10 protein-coding genes are annotated in these 17,893 nt (G+C 68.2%); 8 read left to right on the top strand and 2 right to left on the bottom strand.

The annotated features are described in order from the left end of the window. The first annotated feature begins 3 nt into the window (after positions 1 to 3). The 3 genes from E5Z01_RS02065 (at position 4) to E5Z01_RS02075 (ending at position 5,235) form a co-directional block, all read left to right on the top strand. Positions 4 to 1,269 (top strand): NAD(P)/FAD-dependent oxidoreductase, encoded by a 1,266-nt coding sequence (locus E5Z01_RS02065; protein WP_135227849.1) that lies wholly within the window; start codon positions 4 to 6, stop codon positions 1,267 to 1,269. A 118-nt stretch (positions 1,270 to 1,387) separates the two neighbouring features. Beyond that, entirely contained in the window at positions 1,388 to 2,341 is a 954-nt protein-coding gene (locus E5Z01_RS02070) for an AAA family ATPase (protein ID WP_135227850.1), read from the top strand. Then, positions 2,338 to 5,235 (top strand): transglutaminaseTgpA domain-containing protein, encoded by a 2,898-nt coding sequence (locus tag E5Z01_RS02075; protein ID WP_135227851.1) that lies wholly within the window; start codon positions 2,338 to 2,340, stop codon positions 5,233 to 5,235. The genes E5Z01_RS02070 and E5Z01_RS02075 overlap by 4 nt, the downstream gene beginning before the upstream one ends. A 12-nt stretch (positions 5,236 to 5,247) precedes the next feature. Here E5Z01_RS02075 and E5Z01_RS02080 read toward each other — a convergent pair whose 3' ends face one another. Next, positions 5,248 to 5,895 (bottom strand): hypothetical protein, encoded by a 648-nt coding sequence (locus E5Z01_RS02080; RefSeq protein ID WP_135227852.1) that lies wholly within the window; start codon positions 5,893 to 5,895, stop codon positions 5,248 to 5,250. 94 nt (positions 5,896 to 5,989) lie between these two features. Between E5Z01_RS02080 and E5Z01_RS02085 the strand changes: the two genes are divergently transcribed. Continuing rightward, a complete protein-coding gene (locus tag E5Z01_RS02085; RefSeq protein WP_135227853.1) occupies positions 5,990 to 8,929 on the top strand; it encodes an insulinase family protein in 2,940 nt (979 codons plus the stop codon). A 221-nt stretch (positions 8,930 to 9,150) separates the two neighbouring features. On the opposite strand, the gene E5Z01_RS02090 is transcribed toward E5Z01_RS02085, so the two are convergent. Next, positions 9,151 to 10,380, bottom strand: coding sequence for an FAD-dependent oxidoreductase (locus E5Z01_RS02090; protein ID WP_338069124.1), 1,230 nt, complete (start codon positions 10,378 to 10,380; stop codon positions 9,151 to 9,153). 87 nt (positions 10,381 to 10,467) lie between these two features. On the opposite strand from E5Z01_RS02090, the gene E5Z01_RS02095 reads away from it, so the two are divergent. From E5Z01_RS02095 to E5Z01_RS02110, 4 genes are all read left to right on the top strand, one after another. Then, positions 10,468 to 11,811, top strand: coding sequence for a SpoIID/LytB domain-containing protein (locus E5Z01_RS02095; RefSeq protein ID WP_135227854.1), 1,344 nt, complete (start codon positions 10,468 to 10,470; stop codon positions 11,809 to 11,811). After that, positions 11,808 to 14,714, top strand: coding sequence for an LPS-assembly protein LptD (locus E5Z01_RS02100; protein WP_338069125.1), 2,907 nt, complete (start codon positions 11,808 to 11,810; stop codon positions 14,712 to 14,714). Before E5Z01_RS02095 ends, E5Z01_RS02100 begins: the two co-directional genes overlap by 4 nt. Before the next feature lie 50 nt (positions 14,715 to 14,764). Next, on the top strand, positions 14,765 to 15,841 hold the full coding sequence (locus tag E5Z01_RS02105; RefSeq protein ID WP_135227855.1) for a hypothetical protein: 1,077 nt from the start codon (positions 14,765 to 14,767) through the stop codon (positions 15,839 to 15,841). Between the two features lie 289 nt (positions 15,842 to 16,130). Continuing rightward, complete coding sequence (locus tag E5Z01_RS02110) at positions 16,131 to 17,888, top strand: SLC13 family permease (RefSeq protein ID WP_135227856.1); 1,758 nt, start codon at positions 16,131 to 16,133, stop codon at positions 17,886 to 17,888. Positions 17,889 to 17,893: the final 5 nt, after the last annotated feature.

The following is a 17,893-nucleotide window of genomic DNA, read 5'->3' on the forward strand; positions in this document are numbered from 1 at the left end:
GGCATGGCGGATGTGGTGGTGATAGGAGCGGGGCTGGCAGGCCTGACGGCGGCGCGAGTGCTGGCGCGGGCGGGGCAGCGGGTGCGGGTGCTGGAAGCGGCAACGGAAATAGGCGGGCGCGTCCGGACGCACGAGATAGAGGGGTTCACGCTGGACGCCGGGTATCAGGTGCTGTTCCCGGCTTACCCGGCGGTGCGGCGCCAGCTGAACGTTTCCGAGCTGGATCTGGTGCCTTTGCCCTCGGCAGCGGTGGTGCGGCGCGGCGCCCAGGCGGACGTGATCGGTGACCCGATCCGTGATCCGGGCGGTCTGCTCAGCACCCTCAGAACGAACCTGTTGCCGGCGCTGGATAAGGGGCGCGTGGCGAAACTGGCCCTGCAACTGCGCGGCCCGGAGCCGTGGCAACTGCTGCGTGGCCCGGACGAGAGCACCGAGCAGTACCTGAAACGCCAGGGCTTCAGTGACGCCGCCCTCGACCACTTCTTCCGTCCTTTCTTCGGGGGCATTTTTCTGAAGCGTGATCTGAGCACGTCGGCGCGGCTGTTCCGCTATTACTTCCGCATGCTGATGGACGGCGGCGTGGCCCTGCCCCGGCGCGGCATGGGGGCCATTCCTGCGCAACTCGCTACGGGGCTCGACGTCAGCACCGGCGTGCGCGTCACCCGCCTGCTGCCCCACGGGCGCCACGTCACGGTGGTCACGTCAGCGGGGGAACTGGACGCCGACCACGTGATCGTCGCCACCGACGCCGACACCGCCGCGCACCTCACCCAGGCGGACACGGCGCGTGGCCAGGTGAGCAGCACCTACCTGTACTACGCCAGCCCCTCGCGGCTGGACGACCAGGAACGCCTGATCCTGAATCTGGACGGTGGCCTGATTCACAACGCCCACTGGCTCAGCAACGCCGTGCCGGAACGCGCCCCGGCCGGGCAGCACCTGCTGGTCGTCGCGGTGCTGGGCCTCCCCGAACTGGATAACCAGGCGTTAGACGCCCGCATCCGCGCTGAACTCTCGCGCTGGTACGGCTCACTGGACGTGCAGCGCCTGCGCACCCTTAAGGTGGAACGCCTTCCCTTCGCGCAATACCCGCAACCGCCCGAGTACGCCAGCACCCTGCCCGGTCACGCCACTGACCTGCCCGGCGTCGTTCTGGCGAGTGAGGTGACCAGCATGAGCGGCATTCAGGGGGCCATGGAAAGCGGCGAGAAGGCCGCCGCGATTGTCCTTGATGACCTGCAGGTGCTCAGCCGCCCACGCGGGGCGTGAGGGTGAGGGCCGCGCGGATTTTCGTGTCAGGGGCATTCTGGTCTGGTCGCCTCTACGCCGCCCAGGGGTGCTGTTCCTGTCCCACTTCTGTCAGAAGGGAATGCCTAGCATGGACGGGATGACGGCCTCCTCCCTCACGACCCTGCCAGTCACGACCCCGTCTGTCGAGCGGCTCCAGCACGCGGCGGCGCAACTGGACGACGTGATTCTGGGCAAAGGCCACCAGATCAGGCTGGCGCTGGCGTGCATTCTGGCGCGCGGGCACCTGCTGATCGAGGATCAACCGGGGGTAGGGAAGACCACGCTGGCGCACGCCCTGTCGCGTACGCTGGGGCTCGGGTTTCGCCGGGTGCAGTTCACGTCCGACCTGCTGCCGGGCGACCTGCTGGGCGTCAGCATCTGGGACGCGAACACACGCGAATTTCACTTTCAACCCGGCCCCATTTTCTCCGAGGTGCTGCTGGCCGACGAGATCAACCGCGCCACGCCGCGCACACAGGGCGCCCTGCTGGAAGCCATGGAGGAAGGCCAGGTCAGTGAAGGCGGCGTCACCCGGCCCCTGCCCAGCCCGTTTTTCGTGATCGCCACGCAGAACCCGGCGGCCTTCGTGGGCACGTCCCCTTTGCCCGAAGCGCAGCTCGACCGTTTTTTGATGACCATTACGCTGGGTTACCCGGACGTGCGCGCCGAGCGCACCCTGCTGGAAACCGGCGGGCGTGGTCAGCGCGTGCGTGACCTGCCCGCCGTGCTCAGCGGCCCCATGCTGCTCGCCGCGCAGGCCGAGGTCGACCGGGTGCACGCCGCCCCGGCGCTGCTGGATTACCTGCAACTGCTGGCCCGCGCCACCCGTGAGCACCCGGCGCTGGTCACTGGCCTGAGTCCCCGCGCCCTGCTGGCCCTGCTGGCGGCGGCGCGGGCCTGGGCCTTCCTGGCTGGGCGGCAGATGGTGCTGCCGGAGGATGTGCAGGCGGTCTTCGGTTCGCTGGCCGCCCACCGCCTGCCCCTGCGTGATCCCGGCGCGGATATCCGCAGCGTCATGGCGGCCCTGCTGCGCGACACGCCCATTCCGTGACCCGCCCGGCTGGCGTCCGGCTCCGCCCCACCCGGCTGGGCACGGCGTTCTTTGGGCTGGTATTGCTCACGCTGATCGGGTGCATCAATTACAGCCTGAGCCTGGGCTACGGCCTGACCTTCCTGCTGGGCGGCGTGTGGATCATCACGGCGGCGCAGGCTTTACGGGCCGTGCGCCTGCTGGGCGTGACTGTCCTGCCGCCCGCGCAGGCGGCAGTGGGAGAAAAGCTGGCGTTCACGGTACAGGTGCAGCAACTCGGCCCCGCCGGCAATGTCAGAGTTCTGGCCCGGCCGACACAGGGCGGCGTGGCGGGCAAACCCTTGCAGGGCAGCGGCGTGGCCCGTCCAGACGAGTTGCTGCACCTGTCCCTGCCGGTTCCCGCGCCGGTGCGTGGCCCGCTTCACCTGACAGGGGTGCAGGTGGCCGCGGTGGATACCCTGGGCCTGTGGCACGCCAGCCTGCCCGCCCCGGACTCGGAGGCCGTGCTGGTCACGCCCAGAGCGGAAGCGAACGCGCCCACGCCCCGAACCCTGAAGGTCACGGGAACGGGCGACGCGGTTCAGCGCACCAGGGGACACGACGAGTTCGCTGGCGTGCGGGCCTACCAGCCGGGCGACTCGCCGCGCCTGATCTCGTGGAAGCACGTGGCCCGCACCGGAACACTCCTGACCCGTGAATTCGACGCGCCCGCCGGAGAGGGTCTGAACCTCGACTGGAACGAGACGGCCGGCGCTGGCACGGTCGAGTCCCGTGTGTCCCGTCTGGCCGCGTGGGTGGCGCACGCGCAGCAACAAAAGTTGCCCTTCTCCATGAATCTGCCGGCTTTCACCCTCAACACGGGGCAGGGAGAGGGCCAGGTGCGCGCCGCCCTGAACGCTCTGGCGCAGGTCAGGCCCTTGCCTCAACCGTCGCGAGATCAAGAAGAAGAAGCCCGGAGGCCCTTCGCCCCACGTCAACCGGATGTGTTGCCAGCGGGGGCGCTGCGGTTCTCGTTCCTGGCCCTGGCGTTCTCGCTACTGCCCGGCCTGCCGCAGTGGCCCGCGTGGGTGTGGGCGCTGCTGGCGGGGGTGCTGGGGTACGCCGCCCTGCAGGTCGACCCGCGCCGCCGCCTGCCACACGTTCCCCCGCTGGCCCTGCTGCTGAGTGCGTTGCTGGCGGGCGCGGGCCTGAACGCCAGTTTCGGCACGCTGCTGGGCCAGCAGGCCGGAACCGCCTTGCTGGCCGTGCTGCTGGCCCTGAAGGCCGCCGAGACGCGCACCTACCGCGACGCGAAACTGCTGTCCCTGCTGGGGCTGTTCCTCCTCATCACGCATTTCTTTCACTCGCAGGGGCCCGTGACCGCCGTGCAGGTCGTGGTCGCCAGTGCGCTGCTGCTGAGCGCCGCGGCCCGCTGGGTCAACCCGGCCACCTGGGCCGGCCCAGTCTGGCAGGGGCAAGCGTGGCGTCAGGTGGGTCGCCTGATGTTGCTCGCCACGCCCGTGGCCGCGCTGCTGTTCTCGTTTTTTCCCCGTCCGGACGGCCCGCTGTGGCGCCTGCCCCTTCAGCAGAACAGGACGGGCCTGTCCGACGAGATCAACGCCGGGGAATACAGCAACCTCGCCAAGGACAATTCCGTGGCTTTCCGCGCCGATTTCGGGGGGGGCGCGGTTCCGCCGTCCGCCGAGCGGTACTGGCGCGGCCCGGTGTACGAGGAGTACGACGGCGTGAAATGGACGCAGGCCCTGCGGGCCAGTTTTACTTTTGCGCCGCCCTCCATCGAGACCACCCGCAACGCCGCCTACCGTTACGCCCTGACCCTGGAACCCAGCGGCAAACCCTGGCTGCTGGCCCTGGAAAGCGTGACGCAGGTGCCGCCGAACTCCCTGATCACCACCGGGTTTCAGGCCGCCACCTTCCGCCCCGCTGCCCAGCGCACCCGGTACGAACTGCAGAGTCAGGTGGCCCGAACCGGACGCCGCGAGGATCCCCGCCGCCTGGAATTGAACCTGTTCCTGCCGGCTGGCCAGAACCCCCGCGCCACCGCCCTGGCGGCGCCGTGGCGCTCGCTGCCGCCCGCCGAGCGCGTGCGCAGGGCCAGCGAGTACCTGGCCCGTGGGGGCTTCACGTACACCCTCGACCCGCCCACCCTGCCGCAGGACAACCGTATCGACGCTTTTCTGTTCGGCTCCAGAACCGGCTTCTGCGAGCATTACGCCAGCGCCTTCGCGTTCCTGATGCGCTCGGCTGGCGTGCCCGCTCGCGTGGTCGGCGGGTATCAGGGCGGTGAGCTGAACCCGGCCGGCGATTACCTGATCGTGCGGCAGCAGGACGCGCACGCCTGGACCGAAGTGTGGCTGGCCGGCCAGGGCTGGGTGCGCGTCGACCCGACCGCCCTGATCGCGCCCGCCCGCGTGAACACGAACCTGGGCACGGCCCTGAGCCAGCCGAACGCCACCACTGCCCGGCCCCGCAGCACCTGGCAGCAACTGGCCCTGCGCTTCGACGCCTTTCAGAACAACTGGAACAACTGGGTCGCCGGGTACGACGGCGAACAGCAACGCACCCTGCTCTCGCGCCTGGGGGTCAGCGGCGTGGGTTCCGCGCCTTACATGCTGGCGCTGCTGGTGGGCGTCCTGCTTGTCCTGCTGCCCATTTTTGCCCTGGTGCGCCGCAGTGCCCGCCCCGGCGATCCCGCCCAGGCAGCCCTCTTCGACCTGAGCGAGAAACTGAAACTGCCGCGCCAGCCCGGTGAAACGGCGAGTGCCTACGCCCAGCGCGCGGCCCAGCAGTATCCGGCGCTGGAAAAGACCCTGCGGGAGATCGCCGAGCGCTTCAACCTGCTGCGCTATGGCCCGGCGGCCCCCCCGGAGCGGCTGAAGGAACTGCGGCACCTGATCCGGCAGCTCAGACGCTGAACGCCACGCCGGTCACTTCCGGCAGGTCAGGTTCACCCGGAAACTGGGGTCCGGAACCGTGTAGCGGGCCTTGGTGCTGCCGGACTTGTTCTTGACTTCCACCAGGAATTTCTGCGGCGCCGGGACGGGCTGCCCGGTCTGGTACTGTTCCTCGGAATAGATGCGGAAATTCATCACGGTGCCGCCGCCCTGCTGAATCTTGGCATAGGTCTTGTCCTGCCAGCCGCCCGCCCGGCTGTCGCTCCAGGAATTGCCGTCGGCGAAGGTGACAGTCTTGGCGTTGTTGTAGACCAGCCCCACATCGTCCAGGGTGATGGTTTCGTTCACGCCGTTCTTGAATTCGGCGGTGATGGCGTACCCGGGGTAGGCGTCCCCCTTGTCCTGGTGGGTCACTTCGACCTTGGTGACACGCATGCGCACGATGCCATTGAACAGCCACTCGCCCACGCAGCCCTCCACGCTGGCCTTCTGGTTGGCGCCGCCCGCGCCGGTCAGGGCCTTTTTCAGGTCATCGAGCAGAATGTAGGTTTTCCCGCCCAGCACGGTGGTGTTCAGGGTGGTGGGTTGCCCGTTGAGCGTCAGGGTCACGGGCGCGGCCAGTGCGGCAGGTAGCGCGGCGGGCAGGATGAAGAGGGCAGCGAGCAAAGCAGCTTTTTTCATAGATCCTCCTGGGGAAACCGCTGTGGGTTACGCGGGCATCATCCGCCGCCAGGCGTTACATAGGCGTTTCAACTTCGGCGCTATCCTGCACGTCATGACCATGATGAAAACGAAACTTCCTGCTGCCGGGGAGACCCTGGGCCGCTACACCGTCGAGCGCGTGGAGGCCCTGCCGGAAATGAGCGGCAAGCTGCTGCTGCTGCGCCACGAGAACGGCGCACGTCACGCCCACGTGGCCCGTGACGACGACAACCTGGCGTTCGGCGTGACCTTTCCTACCGTGCCGAAAGACAGCACCGGCGTGGCGCACATTCTGGAACACACGGTGCTGATGGGGTCGCAGAAGTATCCGGTGGCAGACCCCTTCTTCGCCATGATTCCGCGTTCGTTGAACACATTCATGAACGCCATGACGGCGAGCGACTGGACGACCTATCCCTTCAGCACGCGCAACGAACAGGATTACTTCAACCTGCTGTCGGTGTACCTCGACGCGACGTTTTTTCCCCTGATGCGCTACGAGAGTTTCCGCCAGGACGGCCACCGCTTCGAGTTCGAGACGCCCGACGACCCTGGCACCCCCCTGAAATTGCAGGGCGTGGTGTACAACGAGATGAAAGGCGCCATGGCCTCGCCCGGCAGCGTGATGTGGCGGGCCTTCGGCAAGGCGCTGTACCCGGACCTGACGTACGCGCAGAACAGCGGCGGCGCCCCCGAGCACATCCCCAACCTGACCTACGAGGGCCTGCGGGCTTTCCACGCGGCGCACTACCACCCCAGTAACGCGTTCTTCTACAGTTACGGCAACCAGGACTTGAGGCGCGTGCTGAACGCCATCGAGGAACACGTCATGAGCCAGTTTCAGCCGCAGGAACTTGACGTCAGCATCCCGGATCAGGCCAGCTTCGGTGCGCCGCGCCGCGAGGAGATCACCTACCCCGGCAGCGACACCGAGCGCGGCGGTCAGGTGCTGCTGGCGTGGAAGCTGGGGTACTCCAGCAACCCGGATGTGAACCTGCGCTGGAGCGTGCTGAGTGACGTGCTGCTCGGCAACCCCGCTGCGCCGCTGACCCGCCCGCTGATCGAGTCCGGCGTGGGGTCGGCGCTGGCTGACCTGAGCGGCTACCGCGACAGCTTCCGCGAAGGCGCCTTCGCCGTGGGGTTGAAAGGCCTCAGCAGCGGCAAGGCCGAAGAAGTCGAGAACCTCGTCCTGAACACCCTGAAGGGCATCGCCACACAGGGCATCGACCCGGCCCTCATCGAAGCCAGCCTGCACCAGTTCGAAATTCAGCAGAAGGAAGTCAGCAACGCCGGGTATCCGTATGCCCTGCAAGTGATGTTCCGCCTGCTGGGGCCGTGGCTGTACGGCGGCGACCCGGTCACGGGCCTGCGCCTCGACGCCGAACTCACGAAACTTCGCGCCGACCTGAAAGGCGGCAAGGTCTTTGAACCCATGATCCAGCATGAGTTGCTGGACAACCCCCACCGCGTCACCCTGGTCGTCACGCCCGACCCCGAGCTGGCCGCCCGCACCGAGCAGGCCGAAGCGGAACTCGTCAGGCAACTCAGCAAGGACTTCACCGACGAAGACCGCGCCCGCATCGTCCGCGAGAGCCTGAACCTCAAGGAGCTCCAGGGCCAGGAAAGCAGCCCGGACGTGCTGCCCACCCTCTCGCTGGCAGATGTTCCCGCGAAAGTCGCCCGGCCCGAATACACGACATCACACGAAGGACGCGCCCTTGTTGGACGGGTGCCGCAACCCACCGGGGGCCTCAGTTACCTCGACGTGCAGGTGAAACTCCCTGACCTGCCCGCCGACCTGCTGGACATCCTGCCCCTGTACGCCTTCGCCGTCACCCGCAGCGGAGCCGCCGGACAGGACTACGTGCAACTCGCCCGCCGCATCGAGGCCAGCACCGGCGGCATCAGCGCCAGCGTCAGCGTCGGCACGGCCCCCGACGACCTGAACCGCAACCGCCTGGCCCTGACCTTCAGCGGCAAGGCCCTGGCCCGCAACGCCGGCGAACTCGTGAACATCCTGCACGACGTCATTGCCAAACCAGAATTTGACCAGGAACGCCTGCGGCAACTCCTCGAACAACGCCTCGCCGGAATGAAAGCCAGCGTCGTGCAGAGCGGCAACGCCTACGCCGACCGCCTCGCCAGCGCTCAGGTCAGCCCCAGCGCCGCCCTCGACGAACGCCTCGGCGGCCTCACCGCCCTGGCCACCCTGAAAGGCATCGTGGAAGGGGCCGAAGGGCAGGCGGGTGACCTGAACGCCCGTCTGAACGATCTGCTCGGCAAATTCGGGCGCGTTACCGAGCTGCTTCTGCGTGGCCAGCCGCTGCTGTGTCTCACTGCCCTGCCCGAAGACATTGGGCTCGACCTCACGTCTATTACGCAGGAATTCCACGGCGACGCCCCGGTCGGCCGGCCGCAGCCTGGCCTCGCTGGCCGCACCCCGCAGGCCCGCACCACCGACAGCCCCGTGGCCTTCAACGCCGCCGCCTACCTGACCGTGCCGTACACCCACCCCGACAGTCCCGCCCTGCTCGTTCTCTCGCGCCTCCTGAGAAGCAACTACCTTCTCAAAGAGATCCGCGAGAAAGGTGGGGCCTATGGCGCCGCCGCCAGCTTCGATACCAGGAGCGGCAATTTCAGCTACTCCAGCTACCGCGACCCTAACATTGCCCGCACCTACCAGACATACCGCGACGCCCGGCAGTACCTGAACACCGAACTCACCGAGCGCGCCCTTACCGAAGCCATTCTGGGGGCCAGCAAGACCCTCGATCCCCTCACCAGCCCCGACACCATAGGCCGCATGCGTTTCTACGGCGATCAGGCCGGGTACACGCCCGAGGTTCAGGAAGCGTACAAAGCCAGGCTCCTGAAAGTGACCCTCGACGACCTGAAGCGCGTCATGGACACCTACCTCACGCCCGAGAAGGCCGCCTACGCCCTCGTGGCCGGGAAAGACCCCAACGAGGACACCAAGGATCTGGGCCTGAACTGGGACGTTCGGGAAATCTGAATTGGTAGAACTGAGCGGTTGAGCTGCCCGTGAACCCACCCCCCTCCCCGCAAGGCAGGGGGGCTTGCGTTGCCACGGGGCATTGGTGAGGCGCGGTCGTTGATTGGCTCTGGGCAGAAGCACCAGCGTTCTGCGCGGTTTCCGCCGGGCGAATGGCCACCACGTCGCCGGAGAGACGACCAGCTTCAGCATGCTCTCGCCGCGCACGTGCAGTGTTCTGGTCAGGACATAGATGCCAGATGCTGGGCCAGGTCGTGCGCGACGGCCAGGCCCAGGGTGTCGGCGTGCGGGCCGCCCAGCAGCAGGTGATGGCCGGGCGCGGGGGTTTCCCACACAGGCGGGGCCTGCGGGTCGCCGCGCACCAGCGTGACCCACGCGCCAGGCAGGTCGCTGAGGCTGCGGCCCACCTGAAGGTGCGGGCCGGCCAGGGCGGGCAGGGCGTCCATCAGGTTCACCAGGTCTTCGAGCACCTCGCGGCGCAGGCCGGTGGGCACGCCCGTCAGGTGCCCACCAGTGGGCTGGTAGCCGTGCGGGTCGCGGTGGTGCAGCCGCGGAATCAGCGTGAAGGCGCCGTGCTGGGGGCGTAAGGTCAGGCCGCTCACGCGCACGGCGGGCGTGCCGGGCGGGCTGGGCAGGTTCAGGCGCGGGTACTGCTGGTAGGCGCGGCCATGCTGTGTATGAACACCCAGGCCATGTTCCAGCAGCGGCGGCCCGCCTGCGCCCGCCGCCACGACGATGTGCCTGGCCCGCACCACCTTGACCTCGTGCGTCACGATCTGGTGGGTATTCGTGACGGTCAGGCGCTCCAGCATGACCTGCGGGCCTGGCGCGTGTTTCAGGCGGGCGCGGGTGTTCAGCAGCAGGTTCGCGCCCAGCCGCACGGCCTGCTGCGCGGCGTTCAGCGCCACACTGGCAGGGCGGTAGAGCGCGGCCTGCCGGTCGACGCGCGCCAGCGGCAAAGCCTCCAGGTTCGCCAGTTCCCTGAGCACCGGGAATTCACGCGCCAGTTCGGCGGTGCTTTCATAGGGGACAGCTGCCGAGGGCTGGCCTCCTTGTGGGCTGTGGTCATGACCGGGCAGGGGAGAGGCGCACAGTTCGATCAGGGGGCAGGGCTCGAAAGGCATGTCCCCGAACGCCGAGGCTAGCTGCTCGCGCGTCCACTGCGCTTGCTCCAACCACTGTGCCTGCTCCAACCACTGGTCTTGCTGTGACCACTGGGCCCGCTGGGGCAGATCCAGCGTCGTCCACAGGCCGGGGGCCAGGATGGTCGCACCTTCCTCGTTCGGCAGGCCGCCTTCCTCGACCATGAGAAGCGAGAGGTGCGGCGCGAGCCGGCGCAGGAACAGCGCCAGCGCCGCGCCCATGCGGCCCGCCCCGACCACCACTACGTCGAATTCTGCGGCCTGGAAGGGCTGGCCCACATGCGCCCACACTTGCCCGGGAGAAGTCATGCCTTTCATCATGCCGGATGGGGCCGCCGCCTCTCTCACGTGGCTGTCAGACGATCTACAGAGTGAATTCGTATACTCGGCGCATTCATGCGTGTCTCACGGCCCCTTCGTTTCCTCTGCTGCGGCGCGGGCCTCGCCGCGTGTCTCCCCGCCGCCCAGGCCCTCAACGTGCGCGTCCTGATCGCTCAGGCCCCCCAGGTCACCATCCGCGTGAACCCTGGCAGCGCCTCCAGCACGGCCCCGGCCGCGCCGGCCAATCCGGTATCGACTAGCAGTGTCCCGGCCAGCAGCGCGGCCTCCAGCTGGACGGTGGGCGTCAGCGGCGCGGGGCAGGTCACGGGCTTGACCCTCAACGGTCAGCCGGCCGGCAACGCCACGCTGTACCTGCCGCCTGCGCCGGGCAGCCGCGTGGACATCGCCGGAAAAAGCTACCGCGGCGGCGTGCTGCTGCGGGCCCAGGCCGGCGCGGTGCAGGCCATCAACGTGGTGGAGGTCGACGATTACGTGCGCGGTGTGGTGGCCTCGGAGATGCCGGCCAGCTGGCCCGCCGGGGCGCTGGCCGCGCAGGCCATCATCGCCCGGACGTACGTGGCGGCCCGCATCAACCCGGCGCAGCCCTACGACACCTGCGCCACCGAAAGCTGTCAGGTGTACGGGGGCGTGGCCGCCGAGAAGCCCAGCACCGACGCCGCTGTGCGCTCGACCGCCGGGCAGGTGGTGGCGTTCGGCGGCAAGGCCGCCACCACCTACTTCAGCAGCGACTCCGGGGGCTATACCGCCTCGGCCGCCGAGGTGTGGAACATGAAAGGCCTGCCGTACCTGCCCGCGCAGGCCGACCCTTTCTCGCTGGGCGGGCCACGCGGGCAATGGGACTTGTCGGTGCCGCAGGCCCAGGTGCAGGTGATCGCCTCGCGCTACGGCGCCAGGGTCGGCCCGCTCGCCAGCGTGGTGGTCAGCAAGATGTCGGAGTCCGGCCGGCCCCAGGAAATCACCTTTACCGGCACGGGCGGCACCTTCAAACTGCAGGGCGCGGAAGCCGGCGGATTCATTCGTGCCCTGGGGGCCGGCAGCAGCCGCGCCACCCTCAGGGGCATCAACCCGCTGGTGGTGTCCGGCACCGGGCAGGGTCACGGCGTGGGTCTCTCGCAGTACGGGGCGCTGGGCATGGCCAAAAAAGGCTACGATCACCTGCATATCCTGGGCTTTTACTACCCCGGCACGGTGCTCAGCGCCCTGGCCGCTGCGCCGCAGAAACCGGGGCCGCGCCTGGCCGGGGGAGAACGTCTACCCACTTGGCACCAGGCCGCGCCACTGCTTACGCCCCTGGTGTCCAATTCAATGGTCTCCACTTCACTGGTGTGCCCCTCTGCGCCGTCTGAGACCGACCTGCTGGCGGATCGGCATGCCCCGCTGGCCGGAGTAGTTCAGTGAAGCAGTTAATGAAGCAGCGGTCAGGGAAACCGCGTGCTGGCCGCCCGGCCCGCTCCACCCGTCGGGGCCGCCGCGCCCTGCTGGCCGCGCTGCTGGGGCTGACGCTGCTGGGCGGCGCGCAGGCCCGCACCGTCAAGATCATCACTGCCCAGACCCTGGAACTGCGCAACCAGGACGGCCAGGAGATCGTGATCATCGCCGGCGAGAACGTCGAGATTCGCCTGGACGACGACATCATCAAGGCCAAGCGCGTGGAGTTCAACCGCACCCGCCGCACCCTGACGCTGGTGGGGTACGCCACCTACCACACCGCCAAGGACGGCCAGGACCTCAAAGGCAACGACCTGGTGGTCGATCTGGGCAGCGAGGCCCTGACCGGCCAGGACGTGCTGATCAGCGACGCCGACCTGGAAATTCGCGGCGCGGCCGTCGAGCGCGTGCCGGGCCAGCTGCGTGCCCAGGGCGGGTACTTCACGCCGTGCGCCAAGTGTGGCCGCACGCCCAACGATTACGCTTTCAGGGCGCAGCAACTGGTGGTGTACCCCGGTGACCGCCTGATCGCCTACCGCGCGCAACTGCTGATCGCCGAGCGGCCGGTGCTGTACCTGCCGGTGGTGGTGCTGCCCCTCAACGACCAGGCCCGTCAGCCGCGCCTGGCGGTGGGGCGGGGTGACCCGGACGGCCTGACGGTCGAGGCCGATCTGCCCTTCTCGGTGGGCAGCAGTGTCCTGGGCACCACGCTGCTGCGCTATTACCAGTACCGCAGCCCCAGCTTCGGCGGTGGGGTCGACCTTCACGCCTACGCGCCTAATCGCCTGATCGACCGCGCCGATCTGTACTTCCTGGCGCTGCCCAAACCCTTTCTGGTGGGCAGCGACGGCGAACCCGAGCGCCAGAGCGGGTACGACCTCGACCTCAACTTCAGCGTGAAGGGCCGCGTGCCGCTCATGCTGGCTGAAAAGGACATGGAGTACGCCCTGAATGTGGTGCGGCGCGACATCGGTCTGCCGCCCGAGGATAAGAGCCGGGGCGTGACCCTGGTGGACTTCTCGGCGCAGGCCGACTACCCGCGCTTCAGTGCCCGCCTGAACTACAACGACCGTTTCGGCCCGCCGCCCGAGCAGGCGCTGTCCAGGGAACTGCGGCACCCCGAGGTGATCGTGGACGTCAAGCCCTTCACGGTCTCGCTGGGCGGCCTGGGCGACGTCAGCGCCGACTTCAAGTTCAGCGCCGGGCAGTACACGGCGGCCAGCAACCCGCTATCGCGCAGCGCCAGCCTCCAGGGCCTGAACTACACCACCTCGCGCCTGGAGGAAGTGCACGCCCTGAGTTACACGCGCCCTCTCTGGCGCGGCGCGGAAATTGCCGCCAGCAACACCTTTACCGGGCGTTATTACGGCAACGGTTCGCGCACCGTGCAACTGGAGTTCGGTGTGAAATTCACGCAGCGCTGGGCGGGCAGCAACACCTTCACGGTCGAGCAGCGTTACCTGCGGTACGAGGGCACCAGCCCCTTCGCGTTCGATGTGGTGTCCCGGCGCCTGAGTGCGCCGCTGGACATCCGGGTGGACACCGTGCCGGTGCGCGACACCACCTTCAGCGTCACGTACACCCGCGACGGGTTCCGGCAACCCGGTCAGAAGGAACGCACCCAGGTGTTCGGCGTGAGCGGCAGCGTGAACCGCAAGCCCGTCAGCGCCTATTACAACCTGAGCTACGATTTTGCGACCGACAACCTGTCCTCCGGGAGTTTCAGCGTCACCGTGGGCGACCCGGACTCGGGCAAGCTGACCCTGGTACCCGCCACGCCGGCCCTGCTGGCCACCCCCACCGCGCCCGCCGTACCCGCCCGCGCGGCGTATTACAGGCGCAGCAGCGCCTGGCCGTTCCCCAACTTGAGCTTCACAGTCAGCGGCGGGTACGCCCTTCAAACGCGCATTCAACCCGTGACCGTCAAGGCCACCGTGACCGACGGCGGCGCGCGCACCAACTATTTCAGCGTGTCGGGCACCTACGACCTGCAGGGCCAGGCCGAGACGCTGCGCCTGAACGGCGGCACCCTGCAAGGTGAGGAGCGCAACCTCACCAACCTGGACGTGAATTACAGTGCCTCGGCCACCTTCGACACGGTCTTGAACCCACTGAGCGTGAGCGGCAGCGAGAGTCTGAACCTGCGTGACCCGTACCTCAGCGGCAACCACAACGTGAACTGGCGCGGCTTCACCTTCAACACCAACCACAGCCTGGATCTGGAGACCGACCCCGCGACCAAGGAAAGTGGCACCGTGAATTTCAGCGTGGGGAACCCCGCCGGGTCGGCCACCAACTGGAACCTCAATTACGGCGGCCCCTACGACCTGCGCCGGGTCGGCTTCACCCGGCCGCAACTGACCGCCGCCTTCAAGACCACCGTGCCGGGGCAGCGCCTGGCCGCCAGCGCCAGCGTCAACCTGAGGGGCCTGGATCAGCCGCGCACCGAACTTGCGCGGGCCAGCCTGGACGCCGCCTGGCAAAAAGGCCGCTTCGCCGTGTCCGGGCAGGCCACCTACAGCCGCGTTCGCAGCGGCGAGTACCCCAACGACCAGGCCAGCGACACCCTGGTGGTCGACCCGCTGCGCGTGGGTGTGGGCCTGGGCAAAGGGCCGCGCCCGGACGTGTACCTGACCGCCAGCCTGCGCCAGACCTTCCGGTACGTTGGCGGCGTGCGGCAGGACGACAAACCCATTTCGCCGGTTTTCGGCCTGACCTGGGACCGCTGCTGCTGGGCCCTGCAGGGCGAGTACGACGTGGGCCTCAAGCGCCTGCGCATCGCCATCGGCCTGCCCGGCCAGACCTACTCCATTTTCGACCGGCTGGACGGCAGCAACAGTTACCCCTTCAAGCCCTACGCCCCCACCTACTGAAATCCGCCCGGCGGCAACTCGCTGCCTCCACCAATTCCCAGAGGTGAACCATGAAGCTCTTTTCGACCCTGAGCGCCGCCCTGCTCGGCACGGCCCTCCTGAGCGCCTGCACCGGCACTGAGGAAACGCCCCCCAACCTGCGCCTGCTGGTGCTGACCGACGGCGGCAAGACCCTGGGGTACGCCAACAGCAGCGAAACCGGCCAGACCGGCCTTCAGGGCCTGGTCGCCCTGGAGAACGGCGTGGACATCGAGTCCCTGAACAGCGGGCGCAATTTCGCACTGGTGCAGCGCACGGGCGTGCAAAACCGCGACGTGAACCTGCAGGTCGCCACGTCCTTCACGGCCCCGCCCTTCACGCCGGTGTGCTTTACGCGGGCGGCCATGAATGCCCTGCGTGACCGCCTGCTGGCGCTGCAGGAGTGCCCCAACGGCCCGCAGCAACTGGCGCTGTACCGCGTCGACGGCACGCTGGTCTGGACGGCGCTGCTGCCCACCAACCTGGTGACCGCGCCCGGCCCGGACACCCCGCCCACCCGCCTGGCTGCCGGGCCGGGCGACACCGCGGTCGTGGCACGCGCGGCCTTGGGCGGCGGCAGCGAAGTCATTCTGGTGGCCCCCCGAATCGTCGGCGACACCACCCAGGCGATCGTGGGTACCCCTCAGCCCACCGACAGCATCCGCGACCTGGCCGCGTATGGCAGCGCTATCTACGCCGCCACCGACAAGGGCGTGCGTCCCCTGCTGCCCACCGGCGTGCCGAGCAGTGACGCCACCCCGGTTCAGACGGCTTTCGGCACCACGCGTTACGACCGCCTGTGGGCCGGCAGCGGCAGCAACGCCAACCTGCTGGCCGCCTGGCGCGATTACGGCCAGGGCAGTGGGGATTACCTGAAGCTCTGGGATGGCCGGCGCAGCGCCGCCGTGAACGTGTCTTACCTCACCGAGTTGCGCGATGTGAGCTTCGCGCTCGACGGGCGGATGTACGCCCTGACCCGCACCACCCTGGGCAGTTACGACGTGGTGTTGGGCCTGACCAACCAGGCGAGCTGGTCACCCCAGACGCACGTGAGCGGCCTGAACGACGCCCGCGCCGTAACCTGGGTGGTGCCCGGCAGCTCTGATTGAAGCCTTTGCCCGGAAGTGTTGTAAGACGCTGGGCTTTGTGACCAAGCAGAGCTGGCACGGATAGCGGTGCTTTCCCGACACCGGTATGGTTCAGAGAACTGCGCCAGGAGCGGTTAAGACAAGACCGGCGGGTGCCCTAACCTAGGTCACGCCTGGGCGGCCTGGCCCTCTGTCGGCGCCCGCACATTGATCACGCGCATTGATGAAGAAACGGCCTGGATCGGCGCTGAAACGGGCCTGATCGGCTGCCTGGGCAGTCACTACAATCAGGCGTCCACCGGAGGACGACATGACGCCCGTGACCATTCTGCTGATTCTTTTTGTGCTGGCCCTCGTCCTCTTCGCTACCGAGTGGTTGCCCGTGGATGTCACGGCGCTGCTGCTGCTGGGCGCCCTGCTGCTGTTCGGGCTGCTGAAGCCCAAAGAGGCTTTCGCGGGGTTCGGCAGCGACACGGTGCTGACGCTGGCCAGCCTGTTCGTGCTGACGCGCGTGCTGCTCCGGGCGGGCGTGATCGAGTGGATCGGTTCCACCCTGGCCCGCCGCGCCAGGAACGCCACCGCCATGCTGCGCGGCATGCTGGGCGCGGTGGCGGGCGTCAGCGCCTTTACCAGCAACACCGCCACCACCGCCGTGTTCCTGCCGGTTATGGCCGGCCTGTCGCGCAAAGCGGGCCTGCCAGCCAGCCGCGTGCTGATGCCACTGGCGTTTTCCAGCATCCTGGGGGGCACCATGACACTGGTGGGCACGACCACCAACCTGGTGGTGTCCGGCGCCCTGCCCGCCACCGGCCTGAAGCCCCTGGGCTTCTTCGAACTGGCGTGGGTGGGGCTGCCCACCGCCTTGATCGGGCTGCTGTACCTGTTTTTCATTGCGCCCAGGTTGCTGCCGGCGCGGGACGCACACCTGGAGGAAACCCTGCGGGCGTACCTGGCTGACCTGACGGTGGCGCCCGGTAGCCCACTGGTGGGGCAGACCCTGCGCGAAACGAATCTGGGACGCGACCACGGCCTGACCGTGATCGCCGTGCGGCGCGGCGATGGCACCACCTACGGCCCGCCCGCCGACTTCCGGCTTCAGGAAGGAGACACGCTGGCGGTGGAAGGTCCCACCGAACGCATCCTGGCCGGCACCGGGCAACTGGGCGTGTTCAGCCGCAGCGAACAGAAGTTGCAGGAGGAAGGAACCGCCCGCCCCGGCGATGTCCGTCTGGTCGAGGTGGTCGTGATGCCCGGCTCCGAGCTGCTGGGCCACACCCTGAAAGAAGCGCGCTTCCGTGAACGTTACGGCTGCAGTGTGTTGGCGCTGCACCGCCGCTCGCGCACGCTGGAACGCCTGGCCAGACTGCGCATTCAGGTGGGAGACGTGCTGCTGGTGCAGGGTTCCACCGAACGCACCCAGAACCTGGGCGAGCACCTGGCGGTGCTGGGCGACCTGACCGAGCGCCGCACCGACCTGAAAAAGGCCCCCCTGGCGCTGCTGTTTTTCCTGGGTGCCCTCGCCCTGGGGGCGCTGGGGGTGGTGCCGCTGGCGGTGGCAGCGGTGGTGGCTGTGGCGCTGAGTCTGGCCACGCGCATGATTACGCCGGAGGAAGCCTACGGCAGCATCGAGTGGCCCGTGATCGTGCTGGTCGCCTGCATGTTGGCCTTCGGCACGGCCTTCGAGGACACCGGCGCGGCCAGAGTCCTGACCGGCAGCATCAGCCACCTGCTCGCGCCGCTGGGGCCGCTGGGCCTGCTGGCGGCCCTCTTCGTGGTCACCGTCGCCCTGACGCAGCCCATGAGCAACCAGGCCGCTGCGCTGGTGATGCTGCCGCTGGCCATCGGCACCGCCAAGACCCTGGGGTACGACCCGCGCCCCTTCGTGATCGGCATTACCATGGCGGCCAGCAACTCTTTTATTACGCCGCTGGAACCGTCGTGCATGCTGGTGTACGGCCCCGGTCGTTACTCGTTCCTTGATTTCGTGAAGGTCGGCACCGGCCTGACCGTCGTGACCTTCCTGGTGTCTATGCTGATCATTCCCGTGATTTGGCCCTTCCACTCGTGAGGCGC

The organism is Deinococcus fonticola, assembly GCF_004634215.1.
Lineage (GTDB): Bacteria > Deinococcota > Deinococci > Deinococcales > Deinococcaceae > Deinococcus > Deinococcus fonticola.

Excerpts from the sequence above, each read along its gene's own strand:
- E5Z01_RS02080 (WP_135227852.1), bottom strand. The coding sequence starts at position 5,895 with ATGAAAAAAGCTGCTTTGCTCGCTGCCCTCTTCATCCTGCCCGCCGCG.
- E5Z01_RS02105 (WP_135227855.1), top strand. The coding sequence starts at position 14,765 with ATGAAGCTCTTTTCGACCCTGAGCGCCGCCCTGCTCGGCACGGCCCTC.
- E5Z01_RS02095 (WP_135227854.1), top strand. The coding sequence starts at position 10,468 with ATGCGTGTCTCACGGCCCCTTCGTTTCCTCTGCTGCGGCGCGGGCCTC.
- E5Z01_RS02085 (WP_135227853.1), top strand. The coding sequence starts at position 5,990 with ATGACCATGATGAAAACGAAACTTCCTGCTGCCGGGGAGACCCTGGGC.
- E5Z01_RS02065 (WP_135227849.1), top strand. The coding sequence starts at position 4 with ATGGCGGATGTGGTGGTGATAGGAGCGGGGCTGGCAGGCCTGACGGCG.
- E5Z01_RS02090 (WP_338069124.1), bottom strand. The coding sequence starts at position 10,380 with ATGACTTCTCCCGGGCAAGTGTGGGCGCATGTGGGCCAGCCCTTCCAG.
- E5Z01_RS02070 (WP_135227850.1), top strand. The coding sequence starts at position 1,388 with ATGACGGCCTCCTCCCTCACGACCCTGCCAGTCACGACCCCGTCTGTC.
- E5Z01_RS02110 (WP_135227856.1), top strand. The coding sequence starts at position 16,131 with ATGACGCCCGTGACCATTCTGCTGATTCTTTTTGTGCTGGCCCTCGTC.